We start from the raw sequence: 23,366 nt of genomic DNA on the forward strand, positions 1-23,366 counted from the left end.
ACCCGTGCCGCCCTGCGTCCCGTGCGGAGCCGACGACGGCACACGCTGCCGCCGGGGCGATGTCAACTTCGTACAAGACCGCGGATGGTCCCGCGTCACATGATCGGTCCATGCAACCTGAACCAGCACCCGTACGCTTCGACACGAAGATCGCCGTGCTGCTCCGCGACGATGTGCTGCCCTGGCAGCGCCTGAACATCACGGCGTTCCTGGTCAGTGGGATGGGTACCGCGTTGCCCGAGGTGATCGGCGAGCCGTACGAGGACGCCGGCGGCGTGCAGTACCTGCCCATGTTCCGCCAGCCCGTCCTGGTCTTTCAGGGCGACAAGGAACTGCTGCGGCTGGCGCACCAGCGTGCCCTCAGCCGGGGGCTGCCCCTGTCGGTGTTCACCGCCGAACTGTTCGCCACCGGCAACGACCGGGACAACCGGTCCGCCGTGCGGGCCGTACCCACCGAGAAGCTCGACCTCGTCGGGCTGGCGGTCTACGGCCCGCGCAACGCGGTGGACAAGGTGCTCAAAGGCGCCGACATGCACCGCTGACCGCTGATCGGCGGTAAGGGATCCTCATGCGCACCGGGTCCGAACGGCCGGACGCTCCGACCGGCGGCCTGATGTCGGAGCACAGAGCCACCCTCGTCGTGTTGGGCGGACTGGCGTCTGCGGTCAGGGCGCTAGATGATCCGGCGTCGTACCCGCCACACCACCACACCGATCAGGACCGCCGCGACCGCGACGAACAGGGCCGCCTCGATGAGCTGGAACGTCCAGAACCGGTCGGCCGGGTGGTAGACGCCGAACTGCTGGATGCCCCGCGCGTGCAGGAACTGGTTGAGGTTGGTGCCGGCCCGGTCGGCGGCGGCCTCCAGCTCGTGGTACTCGGTCGCGCTCAGCCTGTGCCCGGTCGCGTCCGCGTAGCCGCGTTCGATCGTCCAGTCGGCGATCCGGTGCCCCGCCTGGTCCCTCGCGCCGCCCACGGGCACCGGCTCCATGCTGGTCAGTGGCGTGGCGTACGCGGGACGGGCCGCCAGCGCCACCCCCATCCGGGCGGCGAGGAACGCCCCGAACGCGACGCCGAACGCCGGCAGGCTGCGCCGCAGGATCGCCCCGGCGGCGGTGGCGACGCCGAACGCGAACAGCGCGTACGCCACCGGTACAAGTCCCTCCAGGTCGAAGGCGTCGTACTGGAACCGCCCCTCCCACGCGTCGAACGGCTGACGGAACCAGGTGAGCACCGCGGTGAACATCCCGGTGAGGGCGACGGTGACGCCGGCCAGCGCCACGAGCTTGGTCGCCAGCCAGCGCATCCGTGGCACGGCCTGTGTCCAGGCGAGCTGCCAGGTGCCGTCCTCCAGTTCACGCGCGAGCAGCGGCGCGCCGAGGAACGCGCCGATGACGACGGGGACCAGATAGAAGGCCGCCAGGAGGTTCTCGACGTACCCGTACCCCTCGTCGAGCTGGCGGAAGGACGCGGCGCAGGCCTCGTTGGTGCCGGCGTCTCCCGCGCACCGGGCGGGACCGTCGGGGAACAGGTCGTGGGCCTGGGTCCCGAGCACGAGCAGGGCGATGGCGAACATGCCGACGAGCAGACCCAGGACGCAGACCTCGGTCCGGTGCTGGCGCCAGATCAACCACGTCATGCCGCCACCTCCGAGGTGACCGGGGCGGTCGGCGGGGACGGCCGGCGCAGGTACGCCAGCACCAGGTCCTCCAACGCGACCGGCTGGGCCTGCCATCCGGGCGCGGCCGGTATCCCGCCGTCGCGTACCAGCAGGGTCGTGTGCCGGTCGCTGTGGACGGCCTCGACGACGGTGCCGGCCCGGTCGAGGTCGGTGGCCGTGCGCGGGCCGACGAGCAGCCGATGCTCGGCGAGGAGGGTGTCGATGTCACCGGTGAGCGTGACCCGGCCCTGGTTGAGCACGACCAGGTGGTCGCAGACGCGCTCCAGCTCGTGCACGACGTGGGAGGAGAACAGGACGGTCACTCCGCCCTCGGCCACCGCGCCCATGAGGACCTGGAGGAACTCGTGCCGGGCCAGCGGGTCGAGGCTGGCCACCGGCTCGTCGAGGACGAGCAGCTCCGGACGCTTCGCCAGGGCCAGCGCCAACGCCACCTGGGCCTGCTGCCCGCCGGAGAGCGTGCCCGCCCGGCGGTCGAGCGGGATGCCCAGCTTCGCCAGCCGGCGCTCGGCCAGCCCCTGGTCGAACCGCAGGTTGCAGGCCCGGCCGAAACGGAGCATCTCGGCGACGGTGAAGCGCTTGTACAGCGGGTGGTCCTGGGCCAGGAACCCGACCCGGGACAGTGTCTGCGGGGTGCTGGCGGTGACGTCGTGGCCGAGGACCTCCACCGTGCCGGCGCTCGGCGCCAGCAATCCGACGGCCAGGCGCAGCAGCGTGGTCTTGCCCGCGCCGTTCGGCCCCACCAGGGCGATCACGCCGCCCGCCGGCAGGGCCAGGGTGCAGTCGCGCAGCGCCCAGCCCTTCCGGTACCGCTTGCCCACACCGTCGGTGCGCAGGGCGAACCCGGTCGCTGTCACGCCACGTCCTCGTTCCTCGTCTGCTGGTGCACGGACGTGAAGAGTGCGTCGACCGCCTGCTCGTCGAGGCCGGCCGCGTAGGCGCGGCGCAGCCAGGTCGCCAGGCCGCGGCGCAGCGACGTGTACGTCGATGCCGACATCGCGGCCGACTGCTGTGCGTTGACGAACGTGCCCTGCCCGGGCCGGCCGGTGACCAGGTTCTCCTGCTCCATCTGCCGGTACGCCTTGGCGACGGTGTTCGGATTGATCGCCAGGTCCTCGACCACCTCGCGGATGAGCGGGAGGCGGTCACCGGGTTGGAGAAAGCCCAGCAGCACCGCCTGGCGGACCTGCTGGACGAGTTGCAGGTACGGCGGCACACCGGAGTGGGTGTCGAGCCGGAAGACGAACACGGTAGCCCCTTACTGCTTTACTAGGACCATAGTAAAGCAGCGTTCGGGGCGCGCTGCCGCCGGGTCGATGTGCTGGTGGGCGGTATACCTCAGAGGTATCAATATGCCTCTGAGGTATACCGCTGAGAACCGCACCCGCCCCACGGCGGTGACCGAGGGCCACCGCCGGCCGCCGGCCGGACTCCGCCTCGGCTCGACCGCTCCTGGGCAACAGACCCTAGAGGCGTTCGGCCGGGCCGTTGCCTGCCACGGCGGGGGCGAGCACGGATTCGCACCACTGACGGAAGGTCGTCCCGACGCCTCCGGCACGGGCGGGCGGGTAGACGCCCTTGGTCTGCGCCTCGGCCATCTCGATCAGGCCGTCGACGACCGCCGGGCTCGCTCCGGACGACGCGTACCGGGCGCGGTGGTCGTCGAGGGTGGCCTGCTGGTAGGTGACCGGCCGGCCCAGGGTCGCGGAGATGATCTGCGCCATCTCGCGCGGGGTGTGGTCGACGGGTTCGCGCACCGGCACGTCCTCCTGGCCGGTCCAGGTGGTGTCGCTGAGCAGGCCGGCGGCCGCGCGGGCGATGTCGCTGGTGGCCACCGCCGCGAGCGGCGCGTCGGGGTCGACGGTGAGCACGAACGTCCCCTGGCTTCTGATCAGGTCGACCTGGTGCAGCAGGTTCTCCATGAAGAACGCCGCCTGTAGCGAACGGTAGGCGGCGCCGCTGGACTCCAGCGTGTCGTCCATCGCCCAGGCCGCCGAGAGCAGCCCGGCCGGGCCGTCGAATCCCCGGCCCAGCGAGGAGACGGCCACGACACGGGGTACGCCGTTGGCACGCACCGCCTCCGCGATGGGGCGCGCGAAGCCGAGGTAGTGCTCGGTGACGTCCGGGGCGCCGAAGTTCGGTGGCACGAGCACGAAGAGCGCCGTGGCGCCGGTCAGCGCGGTGGTGAGCACAGCGGGGTCGGCGTGGGAGCCGACGACCACGTCGGTGTGCTCGCGCAGGGTCGCGGGCAGGCGGTACGGGTCGCGGGCGATCAGGCGCAGCGGCGCGCCGGAGGCGCGCAGGGACTCGGCGACGGCGGCGCCGATCGTGCCCGTGGGAGTCGTGATGACGATCATGCTCCCATCGTGGCGCGGGGGATCGCGGGCCAGAAGGACCAGTTCGGGCGGCATTATTATCCTCAGGGTATGAATCCCGTGGAGTCCCGGCCGCTGCGCTACTTCGTGGCCGTCGCCGAGGAGCTCAACTTCACCCGGGCCGCCGAGCGGCTCGGCATCGCGTCACCGGCCCTGTCGCGGGCGATCTCCGGGCTCGAGGCGGACCTCGGTGTCCGTCTTCTCGACCGCACCACCCGCAGCGTCGCCCTCACCGAGGCGGGCGCGGCGCTCCTCGCCGACGCGCGGGCGGCGCTCGTCGCGCTCGACGCCGCCACCCGGCGCGCCCGACGGGCCGCGGGTGTGCCCGGAGGCAGGCTGGTGGTCGCGGTGAAGGCAGACGTCGAGGGTGGCCTGCTCGAGGATGTGCTCGCGGCGTACCAGGCCGAGCACGCCGCCGTACCGATCGAGGTCCTGTTCACCGGCTGGCGCGAGCAGCCGGCCCTGCTGCGCGCGGGCGAGGCCGACGTGGCGATCGTCATCGAGCCGTTCGACGCCGATGGCCTGGACGTCGAGCCGCTGCTGCGCGAGCCGCAGGCGCTGGCGCTACCGGCCGGACACCCGCTCGCCGGACGGCCCCGGCTCCGGATGGCCGACATCGAGACCGGGCATCAGCAGGTTGTTCCCGGCGCGCACGTCTACGTACGACGCGGCGAGCAGGCGCCGCCGTTCGGGGACATGGTGCAGATGCTGCGTCAGATCGAACTCGGCCGGATGCTCGCGCTGCTCCCGGTCTCGCTCGCCGAGCGCAACTCCCGACCGCAGCTCACCTGGCGGCCGGTTGACGACGCGCCGGAGGCCGCGTTCTCGGTGGCGTGGCCGCAGAACTCGCGCTCGCTCGCGGTCGCCGCGTTCGTCCGGATCGCCACCGCGATCGCGGCCCGCCGCAGCCGGCTGGCGGGCGCTGCCGAGACCGCCTGACGGCGCTCGGGCGTCGCGCACCGGTCGGGTCAACCATCCGTGACGCCCCGCCGCGCCGTTAGCGGCGGCGACGGGCGTCGGCCTCGGCGTCGAGCAGGCTGTTGAGGGTCAGCGCCGTGTTGATCAGCGACAGGTGGCTGAAGGCCTGGGGGTAGTTGCCGATCTGCTCACCCGTCGCGGCGATCTCCTCGGCGTAGAGGCCGAGGTGGTTGCTGAAGGTGAACATCTTCTCGAACGTGAGTCGGGCGTCGTCGAGGCGGCCGGAGCGGGCCAGCGCCTCGACGTACCAGAAGGTGCACATGTTGAAGGTGCCCTCGTGGCCCGGGAGGCCGTCGGGGGAGTGGACCGGGTCGTACCGGTGGACGAGGCTGTCGGAGACGAGTTCGCGTTCGATCGCGTTCAGGGTGGACAGCCACAGCGGGTCGCTCGGGGTGACGAAACCGACCGCCGGCATGGCCAGCAGCGCGGCGTCGAGCACGTTCTCGTCGTACGCCTGCACGAAACTGCCGCGTTCCGGGTGGTAACCGCGGGCCATGACCTGGTTGTAGATGCGGTTGCGCTGTTCGGTCCAACAGGTCAGGTCGCCGGGGCGGCCGGTGCGGTTGGCCAGGCGGATGGCCCGGTCCAGCGCCACCCAGGACATCACCCGTCCGAACGTGTAGTTCCGGGGGTGGTGCCGGCTCTCCCAGATGCCGGCGTCGCGCTGGTCCCAGTTGTGGCAGAGCCAGTCGACCAGCCGGACGGTGCTCTTCCACACCTGGTGTGAGACACGGATGCCCTGTTCGTCGGCGAGGTGCATGGCGTAGAGCGCCTCGCCGTGGATGTCGAGCTGGAGCTGGTCGGCGGCGCCGTTGCCGATGCGCACGGGCCGGGAACCGCGGTAGCCCTCCAGGTGGTCGAGCACCTCCTCGTGCAGGTCGGAGGAGCCGTCCACCCGGTACATGATCTTCAGTGGGTCCTGGTGGTCGCTGGCCGTGCGGATGCGCTCGTCCAGCCAGTCCATGTAGCGGCTGACCTCCTCGGTGAAGCCGAGGCCGAGCAACGCGTGCACCGAGAACGACGTGTCGCGTACCCAGGTGTAGCGGTAGTCCCAGTTGCGGCTGCCACCCACCAGCTCGGGCAGCGCGGCGGTGGGCGCGGCGATCATCGCGCCGGTCGGCGCGTACGTCATGAGTTTCAGCGTGATGGCGGAGCGCTCGACCATCTCCCGCCAGCGGCCGGTGTAGCTGGAGCGTTCCAGCCAGCGTCGCCAGTAGTCCCGCGTCCACTCGAACATGCCCTGGATCTCCTCCGGCGGGAAGATCCGTGGCTCGGTGTCGCCCGTCTCCAGGACCACGCCGCCGGCGTCGCCCTCGTTGAGGGTCCCGTACGCGACGAGGTCGCCACCCTCGATGCGGACGTCGCCGTGTTCCGAGATCAGCCGTCGTACCGGGTCGACCGGGTGGAACGTCAGGGTCGTCGACGGGCTGCGGAAGACGTAGCCGTTGCGGTGGCGCTCGATCTGGTGCTCTTCCCGGGCGAAGTCGAAACGTGGCCGGCACTCCACCCGGAAGCGCATGCTGCCGCGGACCATGGTGACGATGCGGACCAGCCGGTGCGCGTCGGTGGCCCGCTCACCGGTGACCGGCATGAAGTCCATGACCTCGGCCACCCCGTCGGCGCTGATGAACCGGGTGATCAGGATGGGTGTGCCGGGGAGGTAGAGCTGCTTGGTGACGTACCGCACGTCGTGCGGCGAGATCCGGAAGTAGCCGCCCTTGTCCTTGTCCAGCAGCGCGGCGAAGATGCTCGGCGAGTCGAAGCGCGGCGCGCAGAACCAGTCGACGGTGCCGTCACATGTCACCAGCGCGGCGGTCTGCAGGTCGCCGATGAGTCCGTGATCTTCGATCGCCGGATAGCTGTCCACGTTTCTCCCCGGTTCGGCCGCGTCCTGCGCATCGAACTTAAGGGGAGAAATTGTCGAATAAGGTGAGATTCGGGCTCAACCACCCTGCCGCGTGCCAGGTGGCCCACCCCCCGGGCGGGCCGCTCGTTGGTGCGACGAGGGCGGACGGAGGGGAACGATGTCGGCGACACGCGGGGCGGACCTCCTGCGCCCTCCCGACAGCGCGGGCCGCGCCACCTTCCTGGAACTCTTCTTCGACCTGGCCTTCGTGGTGGCCCTCACGCGGGTCTCGCAGCGCTTCGCCGAGTTGGACGGCGACACCGGAGGGGCGCTCGTCAGTGGTCTCGGCCGCACCCTGCTGCTGTTCCTGGCGCTCTGGCTGATCTGGTCGCACACCACCTGGATCACCAGCCGCTACGAGCCGGAGCGATGGGTCATCCAGGCCGTCGTGGTCGGCACGATGTTCGCCGGCCTGGTCATGGCGGTGACGCTGCCACGGGCCATGGAGGAGCGGGCCCTGCCGTTCGTGGTCGCGTACCTGCTGGTGATGGTGGTGCGGCCGATGGTGATCGCGGCCGCGCTGCGGGGCCATCCGAGACGGCTGGTCGCGTTCCGGCTCTCCGCGTGGGCTGTGCTGAGCGCGCCGATCTGGCTGGTCGGCGCGCTCGGCCCGGAGCGACTGCGCCTGCCGCTGTGGGCCGTCGCCGTCGGCGTCGACTACCTCGCCTGGATTCTGGGATGGCCGTTGCCGCGGCTGGGGGCCGCCGCGGTGGCGCGCTGGCGGATCGCGGGTACGCACCTCGCGGACCGCTACCAGCAGATGTTCCTCATCGCGCTCGGCGAGTCGATCCTGGTGATCGGCGTGGTCTTCAGCGGCCGGGACTACTCCGCGGGGCGAGCGGCCGCCTTCACGGTCGCCTTCGTCACCAGCGCGCTGATCTGGCGGATCTATTTCCACCGCGCCGGTCTGCTGCTGACCGAGGCGCTGGCTCGGGCGGGTCAGCCCGCTCGCCTGGGTAGGACGTCGGAGCGGACGCACCTGCTCATCGTTCTCAGCGTGCTCCTCACCTCGGTCGGTTACGAACTGGTGATCGACGACCCGTTCGGTGCGCCACGGCCGACGTGGCTGCTGTTCGTGGTGGGTGGGCCGGCGCTCTTCCTCGTCGCGCGGTTGCGGTTGGAGTACGAAGTGTTCGGCCGGATCTCCCGATCGCGGACGATCGGATTCGTGGTCCTGCTGCTGGTCACGCCGGCGTTGACCCGGTGGCCGCCGATGGTCGGCCTGTGTGCGGCGGCCGGGGCGCTGGCCCTGGTCGCGGTCCTCGACGCGCTGGGCAGTCGGCGGTCCGCGCCGCAGGTCCTCCGTCCGTCGGCCGGACGGGAGTCGCCCGAGGGGGACGACTTCGAGGCGTGACGGTGCGCCGCAGCGGGCCTGCGGCCGTCACCCCCGCGCGGGACCTGTCGGGGGCGTCCCGGCGGTCCCGCGGGTCTGCGGCGCGCAGGCGGGCGGTCACGCCGACCGCCCGCCCTGGTGTCCTCAGCTCAAACCGAAGGTCACGTCGTCGACGTCGAAGGTCGTGACGCCGTTGCCGGCCGTCTCGCTGCTCAGGAAGCTCACCGTCGCGGTGCGTTCGACCGCCGCCGTCCCGCTCGACATGCTGTACTGCCGCCACTGGGCCCCGCCGTCGAAGGCCAGCGAGAACCTCGTCTTCGGAGGGATGCCGGTGACCGCCAGCCCGACGTTCAGGTAGTCGCCGCGGGTGGTTTCCGTGGTGCTGGTGCGGACCCAGAAGCGGACCGTCAGGTCGCAGTCGGCCGGTACGGTGACGGTCGTGCGCAGCAGGTCGCTACGCGTCACATCCAACCCGGCGAACGTGGCGTACGCGCGACCGGTGTGTGCGGGTCGGGTCTCGTCGCCGAGCACGACCATGCGGGGGCCGGCGGTCCAGCCGGTGGCGCCGCGCTCGAACGACGGGTTCGGGTGAACCTGCCCGGCGCAGGGCGCGGCGGGTGCCGGTGGTACGTCGGATGCGCCCCGTGCGGCGGACGCGCCGCCCGTGACCAGGAGCAGCAGGGCTGCGGCGGTGGTGGCGAGTGCCTTCATCGGTCCTCCTCAGATCATAGAAGGTTGCCGATATCTGACCATGCGTGACGGGGGCCGCCACGTCAAGCCGTTCCCGCCCCGGCGCTCGCTGCGCCAACCAGCCGCAGGTCAGTGCGGGCCGAGCTGGCTGATCTCGTACCCCTGGGGGTAGGTCCTGGCTCTGATGCCGTCGGCGAACAGCGGCGTGGTCCGCGGCGCGCCGAACAACCGCTGCCACCGCGCGCGCGTCCGCAACGCGAGGCGCAGCCCGGCCCGGACCGGCCACGGCGGCGCGTCGACCAGTGTCGCGCGGCGCAGCGGTTCGTCGTACATGGCGCTGACCAGCGCGTTTCCCAGCGGCGCGAGCGTGCGGGGGAGGCGGGCGAGCATCAGCATGCGGGTGGCCCGCTCAATGGCCGCCGCGTCGTCGTTGGGCAGCAGGTGGGCGGCGTCGTGCTCGTCGAACCAGGTCTCGAAATCCTCGAACGACCCGGGGATGTCCGTGATGCCCATCCGTCGGCCCAGCTCCCGGTAGAACAGGTACGTGGCCTGCCGCTCGTGGCAGCAGGGCTGACGCCAGCCGTAGGCGCGCAGCCACCGGATCGGGATCACGACGAGGCAGCCCAGGACGTAGCGGAAGTCGTCGTTGCCGATGTCGTACGGGCGGTGGATCTGGTTGACACGCCGCAGGGCGTCACGGCCCCGAGGCTGGTCGAAGCCGTTGAGGACCATCTCGTACATCAGCAGGCCGGTGTCGTCGATGCGCTTCTGGGTGCGCTCGGTCAGCTCGCCGGTGGCGGTGTGCACTGCGGCGATGGCCGGGACGGAGAACGATCGGTTGAACGCCAGGTTGAGGCCCAGCTTCATGTCCCAGGGGAACTCGTAGCGGAGCATCGTCTGGTAGATGTCCAGGTAGTCGCGTTGCGGGTCCAGCGTGCGGATCCGCCGCAGATTGTCGTAGCGGCCCCTCATCGACGCGCGTCTCCCGCCGTCTGCTGCCCGGTGGCGGCGGCGAGCGTCCGGGCCACCACGGGTGATCGGGCGTAGGCGTCGGTGACGAGCGTCAGCCACGCCACCTCGCCGGCGTAGCCACCGTCCGGCCGGTGCAGCTCGTCGGCGGGCTGCGGGGCCGCGGCCACCCGGCCGGCCCGATGCCGCCGCAGCGCGCAGGCCAGGTGCGCGGCCTCGATCGCCGCCTGCCGCTCGGTGGCGCCGAGACCGGCCCCTTCGGCGAACCGTTCGGCCAGCGCCGTCACCCCCATGTCGGTGTACGGGCGCAGCGCCAAACGGACGTCGCGGATCTCGGCGACCCGGCGGGTGAGCGCGTAGTCGGTGTCGCGCAGGGCCGCGAACCGGCGGCGCAGGGTGGGGTCGAGTTCCAGCTCGGGGAGGGCCGCTACGAGGTCCCGCCAGAGCGGTTCGAGTCGCCGGTAGGACTGGAAGTCCTCCCACCGCTGGCCGAACTTGAGCGTGGGGCCCCACGCCGGCATGGTGAGGCCGATCGTGATGAGCAACGCGCCGATGGTCACCAGCACCGCCGCGATCTGCCGCTCGCCGGTCGGCCGGTAGCCGGCCCAGTAGGCGACGAGGTAGACGATCTTGTTGGTGCTGTAGAGCAGCGCGAAGGCGGCGCCCACGGCGGTGATGCGCAGGCCGCGGCGCAACCAGGGGCGCCCGCAGATCTTCGCGAAGCCCCAGCAGAGGCGGGTGATGTCGAAGCAGTAGGCGAAGAACCCGAGCAGCAGGAAGATCAGCAGGTAGGCGGTGACGACGGGGTCGGTCGCGTACTCGACGGTCAGGCGCACCGGCTCGTCGTACGTGAGGGTGACGGCGAACAGGCCCAGCATGACGAGGAACGCGCACGCGGTGACCCAGACCCAGCGGCGGGCGCGGACGGCGGCCGTCGCCGGGGGCAGCGCGAAGTGCAGCAGCATGATCTCGGCGTTCGCCGAGATGGTCAGGGCGCCCGCGTGCGCCATGATCTTGGCGAGGTTGGGCAGGCCCGACGCGTCGTCGATCGCGACGGCGACGGGCGGGATGGCGACCGTGATTCCGGCGGCGAACGCACCGAGGCCCGCGCAGATCGCCCGGCGGGCCCGGCTCGGATGACGGCGTTGCAGCCGCACCATGTAGGCGAACGCCACCCAACCGGACGCCGCGCAGACGGCGTAGAGGACGGTGTCCATTCCGGTCACCAGTGGGGGTGTTCGAGGGAGTGCCGCAACCGGCCGTACACCTCGGCGTCCTGGCCGTCGACCGGCGCCTCGTCCGCGTCGCCGCGCCCGCTGCGGACCCGCCGCAGCAGCAGCGATCCGATCATCTCAGCCTCGCGTTCCTCGGTCGCGGCGTAGTTGCTGCGGCCGAGACTGCGCCGCACGAGTTGTGGGTCGAGGTCGGGCAGCAGCAGCCGGGACGCGTCCGCGTCCAGCACCTCGGTGGCCTGGTGGCCGGCGAGCAGGTGACCCAACTCGTGACCGATGATCAGCAGCTGGTGCAGGGGTGAGGTGTCCTGCTCGTAGAAGATCGCGTCGAAGTCGTTCGTCGGCACGCACATGCCGCACACCGTCTGCGCCGGCAGTTTGATCGGCACCAGGTGGATGGGCCGGCCACGCCGCTCGCCGAGGGCGTCGCACAGCTTCCGGATGTCGAAGGGCTGCGGAATCTCCAGCTCGGCGACGATGCGCGCGCAGCGTCGGCGTAGGCGATGCGACGTCACGTCGGTGTTCTCCCACTCGTCGGTGTGTTCCCACCGCAGGATCTGCACGGCCATCGGCTACCGGCGATCGTCGGACGCGGCCGTGTCGGTGCCCTCTGCCACGGCCCGAAGCCGGGCCACCATCTGTTCGACGAGCCGCGTGTCGGTCGCCGAGAGGCCGTTGTCGGCGAGCACCTGCCGCAGCGCCACCCGCTTGACGTCCATCCGCCGTAGCTCGCTGAGCAGCGTGATCTGGTCCTGGATCCGTCGTGCCGCCGCGTCGTCCACGAAGTAGCCCGAGTTGACACCGAAGGCGGTGGCCAGGGCGCGTACGTGCGAGGTGCGCGGATCGCTCGCCACGCCTCGACGCAGTTCGCCGATGTAGGCGGCGCTGATCGTCACGCCCGTCTCGGCCGCCGCTTCGTTGATCTTGTCGGCGATCTCCCGGTTGGTGTACCTGCGACCGGGCTCGTCGGAGTCGCCGAGTTCGTCGGCAGTGGGACGGATCTTGTCGAACAGGTACTCCAGCCGTGCTGCCAACGTGTCGAGGGGCGGCAACTCCCGCTCCGCGCGCCGAACGTCCACCATGCTCTTCACCCTCCGGCGACCTGAACGACAGTGTCGCAGATATGCCCCGTCACGAAACAGCCGTTGACACGCGCACGGAACGTGAGCGTAAGCTCGCTCCTGTTTGGAGCAACATGTGTTGAGCCGGAAGCCGATCCGCTCAACGCTTGTTGCGCGACGGGTCCGATCGGGCCGAACGTGGGGGGCGAGCGGGGAGGAATCCGCTCCGCGAGGAGCACAACGGGGGATTCCTCCCACGGCCATCCCGACGGGCGGCAGACGCGTACGCAGACGGGCCACGGCCCTGCGGCGCTCGCACAGCCGGCCGGAGTCCGTCAGTACGGGTAGCCCGGGACGTTGAGCCGGACGCTGTACAGGCCGGAGTCGTTCCGTGGACCCGACGTCACGAACAGGGTCTGCCGGTCGGCGCCGCCGAAGGCGACGTTCGTCGTCCCGGTGAAGCCGGACCGGATCGTGCCCAACTGGACGCCCGCGGGGGAGTAGACGTGGACGAGGGAGTCACCGCCGGAGGTCCAGTACACGTTGCCGGCGCAGTCGATCGTGCCGCCGTCCGGGCCGCCGATGTAGTTCACGAAGACGCTGCGCGCGCCGGTGCTGCCGTCGGGCTGGACGGCGTACTTGTAGATCTTGTTTTCGGAGTAGGCGCCCACGTACAGCGTGCTCCCGTCCGGCGACAGCGAGATGCCGTTGGGCTGACGCAGTTGGTCGTCCACCAGCGACACCTGTCCGTTCCCGACGCGGAAGACGCTGGTCCGTCCGTTCATCTGGTCTGGACGGTTGCCGCGCTGGAAGTTGGGGTCGGTGAAGTAGACGACGCCGTCCGAGCGGACCGCGACGTCGTTGGGCGAGTTGAACGCCCGACCCTGGTAGTTCGGCGCGACGGTGCTGCGGGTCCGGTCGCTCAACCGGTACGCGGACACGTTGCGCTGGTCGTGGGTGGCCGCCACGAGTTGCTGGCCGTCCGCGCTGAGCGCGATGCCGTTGCTGCCGGCGTTCGAGATGAACGTGTCGAAGGTCGACGGCGGCGTGAACCTGCGGATCGTGGACGGCTGCACGTTGTACGGCCCGGTGCCGGCGGCCATGTCGGAGAAGAGCAGGTAGCCGCCGTCGGCGACCCAGACCGGCCCTTCGAGGAACGAGAACCCGCCCTGGATGCGGGGCGCCGTCACGGAACTGGACGGCAGCGGCGAGCCGTAGCTGGCCCCCGTCGGGCAGGCGCCGGGCGGCGTGCCGGGCGGGCCGGCGAGCGTGGCGTACGCCCCTGTCGGGGCGGCCGCCGACGCTCGGGCGGCGGCGGGGACGGGTGCCGCGCTGACGGCGAGGCAGAGCCCGGCCAGGATGGCGATGGTGGGACGCCGGTTCATCGGGTGCTCCAATCGGCGTCGACAGGTCGCGGGGACCGGCCGACGGTGTCGGGGGCTATTCCAGGTGGAAGGTGGCGGAGCTGCGCTCGGCGCTCGAACTGACCGCCTCCAGGTAGAGCAGGCCGTCGCGGTGGCGTACGTAGCGGCCCGGGTAGTTCTGGGACTCCAGCGAGATCCCGGCGCTGTCCGCCAACCCGGGCCGGCGCTGGAAACTCGCGTCGCTGGCGAAGATCGACGACCCGTCGTTGGGCGCGATGGACAGGGCGAAACCGTAGTGACGCAGGTAGTAGCCCGGGTAGTTGGTCGACTCCAACGACACGCTCCCGCCGCCGGCCAGGCCGTTGACGATGCGGAACTGGGAGTCGGCCAGGTTGGTTACGTTCGGCTCGACCCGCGCCCGGTAGTCGTAGTGCCGGACGTAGCTGGTCGTCAGGTCGTGCGACCGCAGCCGGACCGGGGTGGCGCCGTCGGGTACGGGGATGCCGAAGTTCGGGGTGCCGTCGGCGTTCCAGTACAGCTTCTGGAGGCGGGTCCGCCGGTTCGGGTCGTTGAGCGGGTCGCCGCTGATGTCGCGGTAGTTCCGGTCGTGGTAGACCAGGATGTCGCTCTGCCCGTCCTCCGAGACGGTGAACGAGTTGTGGCCGGGGCCGTACTGGCCGGTGGCCGCGCTGGTGGCGAAGACCGGGTTGGGGCTCTTGCTCCAGGAGGCCGCGTCGAGCAGGTTCGCGGTGGCCGAGGCGCTGAGCATCCCGAGGCAGTAGTTGGCGTCGGTGGCGCTGGCCGAGTAGGTCAGGAAGAGCCGCCCGTTGCGCTGGATCACCGCCGGTCCCTCGGCGACCCGGTAGCCGCGCGTCTCCCAGGCGTACGTCGGTACGACGAGCCGGGTCACGGTGCCCGTGATCTGCCAGGGGTTGGCGCCCATACGGGCGAGGTAGACGTTCGAGTTGGTGGAGATGCCCGGCTCCTGCTGCGCCCAGGTCAGGTAGCGCACCCCGTTGGCCACGAAGGTCGAGGCGTCCAGGCTGAAGGTGTCCCAGGGCGTGGTGATCCGGCCGCGTTCGGTCCATCCTCCGGTGAGCGGGTTCGCGTTGGCGTTCTCCAGCACGTACATCCGGATGCGCCACACGTCGTCGGTGCGGCCGGCGGCGAAGTAGACGTACCAGCGGTTGTTGATGAAGTGGATCTCCGGGGCCCAGATGTGGGCGCCCATCTCCCCGCTGGTGTGCCGGCTCCAGATCGTGGTCTCCGCCGCCGTCGCCAGCCCTTGCAGGGTGGTCGCGCGGCGCAGGACGATCCGGTCGTACTGCGGCACGGTCGCGGTCAGGTAGTAGTAGCCGTCGGTGTGCCGGAAGATGTGTGGGTCCGCCCGCTGGTTGACCAGCGGGTTGCTGTAGTTGACGGCGGGTGCGGCCTGCGCGGGCCCCGCCACCGGCAGACCGGCCGACACGGCGACCACCACCAGCAGCGCGGCCAGGACCGAGCGGCGGCGACGCGTGACGCCGGCACCTTTGGCCCTCTGGTCAGGTGGCAGCGGCATCTGTCCTCCGTGAGCTGTATGCGCGGCGCTGGTCGACGCTGCTGCATCGGCCAACCCGCGGCCCTCCGGGGGACACCCTCGGGGCAGGATGTGTGACGGGAGTGTTGCGCCCCGGTAACGGGCTCAGTGTTGGCGCTAACATCGACGAGTGTCAAGGTCTTCCGGTAGTTCGCGGGCGCGGTTTGGTCGAACCCCCGCGTGCGGGTCGTGTGACGCGACCGGCCGGAACGGATGTTTCACCGTCGCACGGCGGGTACTCAGGCGCACCGGCGCGGCCGGCCTGGTAACACCGTCACCGAGGGAGCGCCTGTCATGCCCGATCCGCAACCCACCGTCGTCCTGGTGCACGGCGCGTTCGCCGAGTCGTCGAGCTGGAACGGCGTGATCGAGCGGTTGGGCGACGCGTACAACGTCGTGGCCGCCGCGAACCCGCTGCGTGGTGTCGCGGGCGACGCGGCGTACCTGCGGGACGTGGTGCGGGGGATCGGCGGCCCGGTCGTCCTCGTCGGCCACTCGTACGGCGGCATGGTGATCACGCAGGCCGCCGCGGGCGACACGTCCGTGCGCGCCCTCGTGTACGTCAACGCGTTGTGCCCGGACACGGGTGAGTCCGCGATGTCGCTGAACGCGAAGTTCCCGGGCAGCACGCTCGCGGAGACGCTCGTGCAGTACCCGCTGTCGACCGGTGGCAACGACGTGGCGATCGGTCAGGACGCCTACCACGCCCAGTTCTGCGCCGACGCGTCGGACGACCTCGCCGCGCTGATGGCCCGCACCCAACGGCCGATCACCGAGCAGGCACTGAGTGACGGGCTCACCGGAGAACCCGCCTGGCGGTCCCTGCCGAGCTGGTTCGTGTTCGGTGACGCCGACAGGAACATCCCGGTCGCCGTACACCGCTTCATGGCCGAGCGGGCCGCGCCGCGCGGCCAGCGCGAGGTCGCCGGCGGGTCACACGCGATGGCGGCGGCCCCGCAGGCCGCGAGCGAGATCGCCGAGACGATCATCGAGGCGGTCCGGGCCACCTGACGTCCGTACGCCGAGGGCTCGACCGCAGCGGCTGATCACGCGCGGCCGGTCGACTCCCGGTACGCCGCGGCTATCCCGGCCAGGCCGCGTCCCAGCTCCGGGCCGCGTACCCCGGCGTACCCGACCACCAGCGCCGGCGGTCGGTCGTCGGGCCGTAGGGCGTAGAAGCTGCCACCGCGGACCAGCACCGACCGCCGCCGGGCCGCGTGCACCACCGCCTCCTCCGCGTACCGCGCCGGCAGCAGCAGGTACGCCTGGAGCCCGCCGTTCGCGCCGAGGAGGGTGACGTCGGGCAACTGCTCGGCGACGAAGTCCCGGACGGTCTGCCGGCGCTTCTGCACGTCCGCACCGAGGCGGCGCAGGTGCCGGTCGAAGGCGCCGGTGTCGATCAGCCGGGCGAAGGCGAGCTGTTCCAGGCCGGAGCAGCCGATGTCCCAGCTGGCCCGGATCCGCTCGACCGGGGCGGTCAGGTCGGCGGGGGTGGCCAGCCAGCCGAGGCGCACCGCCGGCGTGAGAACCTTGCTGGCGCTGCCGGCGTAGACCACCCGGTCGGGCGCGAGGCTCTGCACCGCGGGCATCCGCTGCGCGGGGGCGACGAGGGCGGCGTCGAAGTCGTCCTCGATGACGTACCCGTCGACTCTTGCGGCCCAGGCCACGAGCTGTGCCCGGCGTCGCGCGGTGAGCGTGACCCCGGTGGGGAACTGGCTGGCCGGGGTGACCAGCACGGCACGGACACCACTCGCGTCCAGCGCGTCCACCCGGATGCCGTCACTGTCCACGGGGATGCCCACCGGACGCAGGCCGGCCTCGGCGACGAACTCCCACTCGCCCGGATGCCCGGGGTCCTCCACTCCGAGCGTGTCGTGGCCACGGTCGCGCAGTACGCGGCAGAGGAGCGCGAGCCCCTGCGCGAAGCCGGACGTGACCATGAGGCGCTCGGGTCGGGTCCGCACACCGCGCACCCGGCCCAGGTAGCCGGCGAGGGTGTGCCGCACGACCGGCAGGCCGGACGGCGGGGCGTAGCCCAGCTCGCGACGGCCGGCCGAGGTGACCACCGCGCTGACCGCCCGGATCCAGTCCTGGCGCGGGAAGGTGGAGTCGTGCGGGCTGCCGGTGCGCAGGTCGCAGACCGCCGGCTCGGGCGCGTGGTCGTCCGGGGTGAGCGCCGAGGCGACGTCGGTCCGTGCCGCCGCCGCCACGGAGGTGCCCGAGCCGTGGTGGGAGACGAGGTACCCCTCGGCGCAGAGTTGTTCGTACGCCTCGACGACCACACTGCGGGACACCCCGAGGTCGGCGGCGAGCTGCCGGCTCGACGGAACGCGGGTGCCGGGGCGCAGTGCCCCCTCCTCGATCTGCGTACGGAATGCGTTACGGAGCTGCACTGCCAGCGTTCCACGCGACTGCCCATCTATTGACAGGCTTAGATTTAGGGACAAGTGGTCCGCTCCGCGACCGTCGAAGTGGTATGGACAGCGTGATCCGTGCCTGTGGAAAGTGTTGGTCGGGTGCGCAACCGCCCGGTGGCCGGCGAATCAGGGCGTACGTTCCGAGCGTGTCCAATGCGGACGTCCCGTCGCCGGCACCGGGGTGGTCGTGCGAAGTCCTTTCGCCTGGGGGAAGGGTCCGACCTGCCGTGTCGTCGGCAGGGCCAGCGCCAACGGTGGTGCGGAATCGGGCTGTTCAGAGGGGGTTCCGCAAGTGTCCCTATTGTCAACCGAACGTGCCACGTGGTCGATCGGAGCACATTCGTCGGCCAGTACACGTACACCATTGATGCACTCAATTCCGGTGGAAGTGACATCTATCACACTGCCGTCGATCGATCCGTTGTCGCTCTACACGGCACTCGCCGAGAGTGTTTCCCACGACGATCTGTATCTGTTCGAAAGTCTGGACGGTCCTGTTCGGGACCGATATGCCGCCGCCGTCGGCTGGGGCCTTCTCGCCGAGGTGCGACTCATCGCCGACCGCCTCGAGCTGACCGCCGACGGCGTGCTGGGCGACGCCCTGGCCGCCGTCCTCACCGCCGTCCTGGGCGACCCGGGCCGACGACGCGCCACGTCGCGGGTCTGGCCGGTCGCCGGCCCGACCGAGGTGTGGGCCGCCGTCCGGGCGGCGCAGCGGGCGTTCGCCGTGCGCACGACCGTCCCCACCGACACCTTCGCCTTCGGTTTCCTCACCACCCTGGCGTACGAGGCCGCGCGGGACATGGACGAGCTCGGGACCGACCGGGTGGTCGACGACATTCCCCGCTGCACGCTCGCGCTGTTCCGGCACACCGTCTGGTGGGATCTGCGGGCCGGCACGGTCCGACGGCTCGACGCCAGCGGCCCGCACCTGCCGCCGGCCGACGCCGACCGACTGCCGGACCTGCCCGCGCGAGGAGTCGACGCCGTCCCGCACGTGCCGGCCGCCCCGCCGCCCCGCTCGATCCGGGACACCGTCGACGAGGAGACGTTCGCCGCCCGGGTGAAGCAGTGCCTGCGCCACATCGAGGTCGGGGACAGCTACCAGATCCAGATCGGCCACCGGATCGACGTGGAGACGACCCTCACGCCGTTGCAGGTCTACCGGCGACTGCGCCACCGCAACCCGTCGCCGTACATGTACCTCACCCCGTGGGCCGGCCGAACGGTCATCGGGGCGAGCCCGGAGCTGTTCCTGCGCATCGAGGACGGCCGGCTCTCGATGCGTCCGATCGCCGGAACGGCCCCCCGCGCCGCCGACCCCGAGGCCGACCGGCGGCGGGTGGTCGAGCTGGCGACGAGCGAGAAGGAGAAGGCCGAGCACGTCATGCTCGTCGACCTGTGCCGCAACGACATCGGCCGGGTCTGCCTGCCGGGGACGCTCAGTGTCGACAGCATGTTCGACGTCGAGCCGTTCGCGTACGTGCACCACCTGGTCTCGACCGTCTCGGGCCAGCTCGCCGACGAGGCCGACGTGTGGGCGGCGATCTGCGCCACCTTCCCGGCCGGCACCATGACCGGCGCGCCGAAGCTGCGGGCCATGGAGATCATCGACGGTCTGGAGGACGAGCCCCGGGGTGTCTACGCCGGCGCCGTCGGGCTGGTCGACGTGCGCGGGTACGCGGTGCTCGCCCTCTGCATCCGCACCGCCGTGCACGACGGCCGGCACTACCGGACCCAGGCGTCCGCCGGGGTCGTGGCCGACTCCACACCGGGCGACGAGTGGCGCGAGACGCTCGCCAAGATGAACGCCACCTACTGGGCCCTGACCGGTGGGGAGCTGCTGCCGTGAAGGTCCTGCTCGTGGACGCGTACGACAGCTTCACCCACATCATCGACCAGTACCTGCGGACCCTCGGCGCGCGGACCGTCGTGGTCCGGTCCCGGGCGGCGACCAGCGAGCAGCTCGTCGCGCTGCGGCCCGACGCGGTGGTACTCGGCCCCGGCCCCGGCCACCCCGCCGAGTCCGGGCACGTGGAGCTGGTGCACGTTTTCGCCGGCCGGGTTCCGCTGCTCGGGGTCTGCCTCGGCCACCAGGCGATCGGCCTCGCGTACGGCGCGACGGTCGCGGTCGCCCGGCACCTGATGCACGGCAAGACCAGCGTGGTCACCCACGACGGACAGGGCATCTTCGCGGGCGCGCCCGCCCCGCTCACCGTCACCCGCTACCACTCGCTGATCGTCGCGGAGCCGGTGCCCCCGGCCCTGCGGGTCACCGCCCGGTCGTCCGACGACGGCTACGTGATGGGGGTACGACACCACACGCTCGCGGTGCAGGGGGTGCAGTTCCACCCGGAGAGCGTGCTCACCGAGGCCGGCCTGCGGCTGTTCGACAACTTCCTGCGTGACGCGTCGGGGCCCGCGGAACGGCCACCCGGATTGGCCTCACCGGATCACCCCGGATTGGCCACAACCGGTGGTCGTCCCACTGCGTACGGTCGGGCGGACAATCGGACCCGAACCTCACGAGGATCACGATGACCCAGCTCAGCGACGGTGCGGCCACGCTCACCGTCCGCATCGACGACCGGGTGCTGACCGCGGTGCCGGACTACGTGCTCGGCGTGCTCGCACTGCCGCTGGTCCAGGTCGTACCGGCGCCTCCCGCCGTCTCGGCGCTGCTGACCGCCGCCGAGGACGCGTTGCACGCCGTGGGCCTGGACAAGGCCGGCGTGGCCGAGCTGCCGGGCATCGCGGCCTGGCGCGAGGCGTACCGGGCGGTGGGGGTGAACCCGAACCGGTTCCCCTGCGCAGCCGAGTCGATCAGTCGACGGGTGGCCAAGGGTGACCGGCTGCCCCGGATCAACGCCCTGGTCGACCTCTGCAACGCCGTCTCACTCGGCGCGGCGCTGCCGGTGGCCTCGTGCGCGGTCGACGGCCTCACCGAACTCGTGGTGCGGCCGGCCGACGGCACCGAGACGTACCTGCCACTGGGCGTTCCCGACGCGCCGGAGCGGCCCGAGCCGGGGGAGGTCGTCTACGCCGACGCCGACGGGCGGGCCCACTCGCGGCGCTGGAACTGGCGGCAGGGCCACCTGGTCCGCACCGACCTCGGCCCGCACGCGCTGCTGCTCACCGTCGAGTCGGCCCACCCGGGTGGACGGGCGGAGGTGGTGGACGCGTTGGCCCGCCTCGGTGGCGTCCTCGACCAGATGTCCGCCGGCGCACGGCAGGATGCGGTGCTCGACCGGGAGGCGACAAGCGCTGTCCTGCGGACCGCCGGACCGCTGAGCCCGGCGGGCAGCAACGGTCGGAGCCGTCCGTGAACGGCGCGATCCTGGTGATCTACCGCCCGGCGGCCGGTCGGTACGCGGCCCAGTTCCGTGCCGTGGTCGCCGCCGCCGCCGAGCGGGGCGTGGCGACCGTCGCGCTGCTGCCGACCGGGCAGCCGTCCGCCGACACCGCCGGTCTGCCCTGCTACCACGCCGACCTCGACGACCTCCCGGCCGTCCGCGCGGCCGTCGCGACGATCGTCGCCGAGCACCCGGTACGGCGCATCTTCCCGCTCTTCGAGGGCGACGTGTTGACCGCCGCGCTCTGCCGGCGGGACCACGGCATTGAGGGGCTCGACCCGGAGGGGGCGCTGACCTTCCGGGACAAGAACGTCATGCACCGCCGGGCCACCGAGCTGGGTGTGCCGGTGGCGCGCTCGTGCCGTCCCGAGACGGTCGGGGCGGTCGCCGAGTTCGCCGCCGAGGTGGGCTGGCCGGTGGTCGTCAAGCCGTACGCCGGCTGGGCCTGCGGCGACACCCACCGGGTGGACTCCGCCGAGGATCTGGCCCGGGTGTGGCCGCTGATCGCCGACGACCGGCACGACTACCGGGTGGAGGAGTACGTCCGGGGGGCCGAGTACCACGTCGACTCGCTGTTGCGCGACGGCGAGGTGGTCTTCGAGCAACTCTCCCGCTACACGTACTCGGTCCTGGAGTTCCGCGACGAGCCCGGCGGCACGGTCTCCCGCAAACACGACCTGAGCGACGCCGAGCGGCGCATCCTGGCCGCCAGTGCCACCGTGCTGCGCGGCTTCGGAATGCGGACCGGCGTGGCGCACGTCGAGTTCTTCCTCCGCGACGACGGCGAGGTGATCTTCGGCGAGGCGGCCGCCCGGGCCGGCGGCGGTTCCATCGTCCCCGCCATCGAGGTCGGGCGGGGGATCAACCTGGCCGGGGAGTGGTGCCGCCTCGAACTGGACCCCGAGCACGTGCCGGCGACCACGCTCGGGCCGGAGATCGGCACCGAGTACCTGTGCTCCGACCGGTACGGGCGGATCACCGCGATCACCTCGGCACCGGAGTTGCGGGCGCTCGACGCGGTACGCGACGCGGACGTGTGGAAGCACGTCGGTGACGTGCTCGCCGCGCCGACCGCCTCGAACGACGTGCTCGGCTGGTACGTCTGCGAGGGGCGGGACTTCGACGACGTCCGCGCCCGGTTCAAAGTCATCCGCGACTCGTTCGAGGTGCGCACCGAACCGGTGGGGGAGTCGTGATGTGGCTGAGCCGGTTCCGGGCCCTGCCGCGCCCGCTGCGGATGCTGGTCTACGCGTCCTTCATCAACCGGGCCGGCATGTTCGTCTTTCCCCTGCTCGCCGTCTACCTGGTGCAGAGCCGGCACCTGAGCACCGGCGAGGCGGGCGTGCTGATCTCCGCGGGCAGCACCGGCCTGCTCGCCGGCAGCCTGCTCAGCGGACCGGTCTGCGCCCGCGCCGGCCGACGCGCCGCGCTGGTGTCGAGTCTGGTGCTCAACGCGGCCGGCTACCTGGGCCTCGCGCTTGTCGACGGTCCCACCTGGACGTACGCGGTGCTGCTATTCGTCGCGCTGGTCGGGATGGGCATGTTCTCCCCGGCGGCGAACACGCTGATCGCCGACCTGACCGAGCCGGGTGAGCGGCCGTTCGCGTACACGGTCAGCTATCTCGCCAACAACCTCGGCATGGGTGTCGGCCCGCTGCTCGGCGGGTTCGCGGCGGCCCTGTCGTACGAGCTGATGTTCGCCGGGAACATCCTGCTCGGTCTGCTCGCCGCGGCCACCATCTGGCTGTTCGTACCCGCCGACACCCGCCGTGCCACGACGGCCGCGCCCGTCGTCACCACCCGGTGGGGCGGGCTGCGGCGGGACGTCGACGTGGCGCTGCTGGTGCTGGTCTCGTTCTGCTACGTCGCGCCGCTGATCGGCCTGGAGTACACGCTGCCCCTCGCGGTCACCACGGTGCTGCACTCGTCGGTGGCGGCGGTCGGCGCGGTCTACACCATCAACAGCGTCGTCGTGGTCAGCGCCAGCCTGCTGATCGAGAAGCGGATCAAGGCGTACTCCACCCGGGTCCTGCTGATCGTGGCCGGCCTGCTCTGGTCGGCCGGCATGGCCGTCCTGGTGTTCGCCTTCTCCCTGCCCGCCGTCCTGCTCTCCACGGTGGTCTGGACCCTCGGGGAGATCATCGCCTCGGTGGTGGTACCCACCTACATCGCCGACCACGTGCAGGAGCGGCGGGTCAGCAGCTTCATGGCCCTGAACGCGTTCGTGCTCAGCTCGGCACGGCTGGTCGTGCCGATGGGCCTCGGCTTCGTGTGGCAGACCCAGGGGCACCGACCCGTCCTCCTGATCCTCCTGTTGACCCCGGTGGTCGGTGTGGTCGCGTTCGCGGCGCTGCGAATCCGACCGGCCGTCCGGCCCGTGCCGGCGCCCGCCGAACCGGCCACCGCCAGTCCCTGACACCCACCCACCCCTCAT

22 protein-coding genes are annotated in these 23,366 nt (G+C 71.5%); 9 read left to right on the forward strand and 13 right to left on the reverse strand.

What is annotated here, in order from left to right:
* Nucleotides 1–110: 110 nt before the first annotated feature.
* Nucleotides 111–542, forward strand: coding sequence for a DUF2000 family protein (locus tag ACTFTM_RS13195; protein ID WP_449566055.1), 432 nt, complete (start codon nucleotides 111–113; stop codon nucleotides 540–542).
* Between the two features lie 131 nt (nucleotides 543–673).
* On the opposite strand, the gene ACTFTM_RS13200 is transcribed toward ACTFTM_RS13195, so the two are convergent.
* The 4 genes from ACTFTM_RS13200 to ACTFTM_RS13215 all read right to left on the reverse strand — a co-directional run bounded on the left by ACTFTM_RS13200 (nucleotide 674) and on the right by ACTFTM_RS13215 (nucleotide 4,035).
* Nucleotides 674–1,639, reverse strand: a complete 966-nt coding sequence (locus ACTFTM_RS13200; protein WP_449566056.1) for an ABC transporter permease subunit — start codon at nucleotides 1,637–1,639, stop codon at nucleotides 674–676.
* A complete protein-coding gene (locus tag ACTFTM_RS13205) occupies nucleotides 1,636–2,535 on the reverse strand; it encodes an ABC transporter ATP-binding protein (protein WP_449566057.1) in 900 nt (299 codons plus the stop codon). The genes ACTFTM_RS13200 and ACTFTM_RS13205 overlap by 4 nt, the downstream gene beginning before the upstream one ends.
* Complete coding sequence (locus ACTFTM_RS13210; protein ID WP_449566058.1) at nucleotides 2,532–2,927, reverse strand: GntR family transcriptional regulator; 396 nt, start codon at nucleotides 2,925–2,927, stop codon at nucleotides 2,532–2,534. Before ACTFTM_RS13210 ends, ACTFTM_RS13205 begins: the two co-directional genes overlap by 4 nt.
* A gap of 217 nt (nucleotides 2,928–3,144) precedes the next feature.
* Nucleotides 3,145–4,035, reverse strand: a complete 891-nt coding sequence (locus ACTFTM_RS13215; RefSeq protein ID WP_449566059.1) for an NAD(P)H-binding protein — start codon at nucleotides 4,033–4,035, stop codon at nucleotides 3,145–3,147.
* A gap of 69 nt (nucleotides 4,036–4,104) precedes the next feature.
* Here ACTFTM_RS13215 and ACTFTM_RS13220 point away from each other — a divergent pair, with 69 nt between their 5' ends.
* Complete coding sequence (locus tag ACTFTM_RS13220; protein ID WP_449566060.1) at nucleotides 4,105–4,992, forward strand: LysR family transcriptional regulator; 888 nt, start codon at nucleotides 4,105–4,107, stop codon at nucleotides 4,990–4,992.
* Between the two features lie 58 nt (nucleotides 4,993–5,050).
* Here ACTFTM_RS13220 and ACTFTM_RS13225 read toward each other — a convergent pair whose 3' ends face one another.
* Complete coding sequence (locus ACTFTM_RS13225) at nucleotides 5,051–6,898, reverse strand: glycoside hydrolase family 15 protein (RefSeq protein ID WP_449566061.1); 1,848 nt, start codon at nucleotides 6,896–6,898, stop codon at nucleotides 5,051–5,053.
* Nucleotides 6,899–7,055: 157 nt separating this feature from the next.
* On the opposite strand from ACTFTM_RS13225, the gene ACTFTM_RS13230 reads away from it, so the two are divergent.
* Nucleotides 7,056–8,291, forward strand: coding sequence for a low temperature requirement protein A (locus ACTFTM_RS13230; RefSeq protein WP_449566062.1), 1,236 nt, complete (start codon nucleotides 7,056–7,058; stop codon nucleotides 8,289–8,291).
* 123 nt (nucleotides 8,292–8,414) lie between these two features.
* On the opposite strand, the gene ACTFTM_RS13235 is transcribed toward ACTFTM_RS13230, so the two are convergent.
* The 7 genes from ACTFTM_RS13235 to ACTFTM_RS13265 form a co-directional block, all read right to left on the reverse strand.
* Nucleotides 8,415–8,981, reverse strand: coding sequence for a hypothetical protein (locus tag ACTFTM_RS13235; protein WP_449566063.1), 567 nt, complete (start codon nucleotides 8,979–8,981; stop codon nucleotides 8,415–8,417).
* 108 nt (nucleotides 8,982–9,089) lie between these two features.
* Nucleotides 9,090–9,932, reverse strand: a complete 843-nt coding sequence (locus ACTFTM_RS13240) for an oxygenase MpaB family protein (protein WP_449566064.1) — start codon at nucleotides 9,930–9,932, stop codon at nucleotides 9,090–9,092.
* Nucleotides 9,929–11,146 carry an MAB_1171c family putative transporter gene (locus tag ACTFTM_RS13245; RefSeq protein WP_449566630.1) on the reverse strand — a complete coding sequence of 406 codons (1,218 nt, stop codon included), beginning with the start codon at nucleotides 11,144–11,146 and terminating at the stop codon, nucleotides 9,929–9,931. The genes ACTFTM_RS13240 and ACTFTM_RS13245 overlap by 4 nt, the downstream gene beginning before the upstream one ends.
* Nucleotides 11,147–11,151: 5 nt before the next feature.
* Entirely contained in the window at nucleotides 11,152–11,730 is a 579-nt protein-coding gene (locus tag ACTFTM_RS13250; protein ID WP_449566065.1) for a hypothetical protein, read from the reverse strand.
* 3 nt (nucleotides 11,731–11,733) lie between these two features.
* Nucleotides 11,734–12,243 (reverse strand): hypothetical protein, encoded by a 510-nt coding sequence (locus ACTFTM_RS13255; protein WP_449566066.1) that lies wholly within the window; start codon nucleotides 12,241–12,243, stop codon nucleotides 11,734–11,736.
* A gap of 314 nt (nucleotides 12,244–12,557) precedes the next feature.
* Nucleotides 12,558–13,607: an SMP-30/gluconolactonase/LRE family protein gene (locus tag ACTFTM_RS13260; RefSeq protein ID WP_449566067.1), complete on the reverse strand. Its 1,050-nt coding sequence runs from the start codon at nucleotides 13,605–13,607 to the stop codon at nucleotides 12,558–12,560.
* A gap of 55 nt (nucleotides 13,608–13,662) precedes the next feature.
* On the reverse strand, nucleotides 13,663–15,144 hold the full coding sequence (locus ACTFTM_RS13265; RefSeq protein ID WP_449566068.1) for a family 43 glycosylhydrolase: 1,482 nt from the start codon (nucleotides 15,142–15,144) through the stop codon (nucleotides 13,663–13,665).
* A gap of 312 nt (nucleotides 15,145–15,456) precedes the next feature.
* Here ACTFTM_RS13265 and ACTFTM_RS13270 point away from each other — a divergent pair, with 312 nt between their 5' ends.
* The gene (locus tag ACTFTM_RS13270; RefSeq protein WP_449566069.1) at nucleotides 15,457–16,173 is read left to right on the forward strand and encodes an alpha/beta fold hydrolase; all 717 of its coding nucleotides are present in this window, start codon (nucleotides 15,457–15,459) and stop codon (nucleotides 16,171–16,173) included.
* Between the two features lie 35 nt (nucleotides 16,174–16,208).
* On the opposite strand, the gene pdxR is transcribed toward ACTFTM_RS13270, so the two are convergent.
* Nucleotides 16,209–17,555: a MocR-like pyridoxine biosynthesis transcription factor PdxR gene (gene pdxR, locus ACTFTM_RS13275; protein ID WP_449566070.1), complete on the reverse strand. Its 1,347-nt coding sequence runs from the start codon at nucleotides 17,553–17,555 to the stop codon at nucleotides 16,209–16,211.
* 406 nt (nucleotides 17,556–17,961) lie between these two features.
* Here pdxR and ACTFTM_RS13280 point away from each other — a divergent pair, with 406 nt between their 5' ends.
* Genes ACTFTM_RS13280 through ACTFTM_RS13300 form a run of 5 tightly spaced genes read left to right on the forward strand, consistent with a single transcriptional unit; the run spans nucleotide 17,962 to nucleotide 23,348 of the window.
* A complete protein-coding gene (locus tag ACTFTM_RS13280; RefSeq protein WP_449566071.1) occupies nucleotides 17,962–19,431 on the forward strand; it encodes an anthranilate synthase component I family protein in 1,470 nt (489 codons plus the stop codon).
* Nucleotides 19,428–20,120, forward strand: a complete 693-nt coding sequence (locus ACTFTM_RS13285; protein ID WP_449566072.1) for an anthranilate synthase component II — start codon at nucleotides 19,428–19,430, stop codon at nucleotides 20,118–20,120. Before ACTFTM_RS13280 ends, ACTFTM_RS13285 begins: the two co-directional genes overlap by 4 nt.
* A complete protein-coding gene (locus ACTFTM_RS13290; protein ID WP_449566073.1) occupies nucleotides 20,117–20,905 on the forward strand; it encodes a B3/B4 domain-containing protein in 789 nt (262 codons plus the stop codon). The genes ACTFTM_RS13285 and ACTFTM_RS13290 overlap by 4 nt, the downstream gene beginning before the upstream one ends.
* Nucleotides 20,902–22,128 carry an ATP-grasp domain-containing protein gene (locus tag ACTFTM_RS13295; protein ID WP_449566074.1) on the forward strand — a complete coding sequence of 409 codons (1,227 nt, stop codon included), beginning with the start codon at nucleotides 20,902–20,904 and terminating at the stop codon, nucleotides 22,126–22,128. The genes ACTFTM_RS13290 and ACTFTM_RS13295 overlap by 4 nt, the downstream gene beginning before the upstream one ends.
* Complete coding sequence (locus ACTFTM_RS13300; protein ID WP_449566075.1) at nucleotides 22,128–23,348, forward strand: MFS transporter; 1,221 nt, start codon at nucleotides 22,128–22,130, stop codon at nucleotides 23,346–23,348. The genes ACTFTM_RS13295 and ACTFTM_RS13300 overlap by 1 nt, the downstream gene beginning before the upstream one ends.
* Nucleotides 23,349–23,366 lie beyond the last annotated feature (18 nt).

It is taken from the genome of Micromonospora sp. RB23 (genome assembly GCF_053585025.1).

Bases quoted from the DNA above. Each gene is read 5' to 3' on its own strand.
- ACTFTM_RS13195 (WP_449566055.1), top strand. From the start codon at position 111: ATGCAACCTGAACCAGCACCCGTACGCTTCGACACGAAGATCGCCGTG.
- ACTFTM_RS13200 (WP_449566056.1), bottom strand. From the start codon at position 1,639: ATGACGTGGTTGATCTGGCGCCAGCACCGGACCGAGGTCTGCGTCCTG.
- ACTFTM_RS13215 (WP_449566059.1), bottom strand. From the start codon at position 4,035: ATGATCGTCATCACGACTCCCACGGGCACGATCGGCGCCGCCGTCGCC.
- ACTFTM_RS13220 (WP_449566060.1), top strand. From the start codon at position 4,105: ATGAATCCCGTGGAGTCCCGGCCGCTGCGCTACTTCGTGGCCGTCGCC.
- ACTFTM_RS13230 (WP_449566062.1), top strand. From the start codon at position 7,056: ATGTCGGCGACACGCGGGGCGGACCTCCTGCGCCCTCCCGACAGCGCG.
- ACTFTM_RS13235 (WP_449566063.1), bottom strand. From the start codon at position 8,981: ATGAAGGCACTCGCCACCACCGCCGCAGCCCTGCTGCTCCTGGTCACG.
- ACTFTM_RS13240 (WP_449566064.1), bottom strand. From the start codon at position 9,932: ATGAGGGGCCGCTACGACAATCTGCGGCGGATCCGCACGCTGGACCCG.
- ACTFTM_RS13245 (WP_449566630.1), bottom strand. From the start codon at position 11,146: ATGGACACCGTCCTCTACGCCGTCTGCGCGGCGTCCGGTTGGGTGGCG.
- ACTFTM_RS13250 (WP_449566065.1), bottom strand. From the start codon at position 11,730: ATGGCCGTGCAGATCCTGCGGTGGGAACACACCGACGAGTGGGAGAAC.
- ACTFTM_RS13255 (WP_449566066.1), bottom strand. From the start codon at position 12,243: ATGGTGGACGTTCGGCGCGCGGAGCGGGAGTTGCCGCCCCTCGACACG.
- ACTFTM_RS13260 (WP_449566067.1), bottom strand. From the start codon at position 13,607: ATGAACCGGCGTCCCACCATCGCCATCCTGGCCGGGCTCTGCCTCGCC.
- ACTFTM_RS13265 (WP_449566068.1), bottom strand. From the start codon at position 15,144: ATGCCGCTGCCACCTGACCAGAGGGCCAAAGGTGCCGGCGTCACGCGT.
- ACTFTM_RS13270 (WP_449566069.1), top strand. From the start codon at position 15,457: ATGCCCGATCCGCAACCCACCGTCGTCCTGGTGCACGGCGCGTTCGCC.
- ACTFTM_RS13290 (WP_449566073.1), top strand. From the start codon at position 20,117: ATGACCCAGCTCAGCGACGGTGCGGCCACGCTCACCGTCCGCATCGAC.
- ACTFTM_RS13300 (WP_449566075.1), top strand. From the start codon at position 22,128: ATGTGGCTGAGCCGGTTCCGGGCCCTGCCGCGCCCGCTGCGGATGCTG.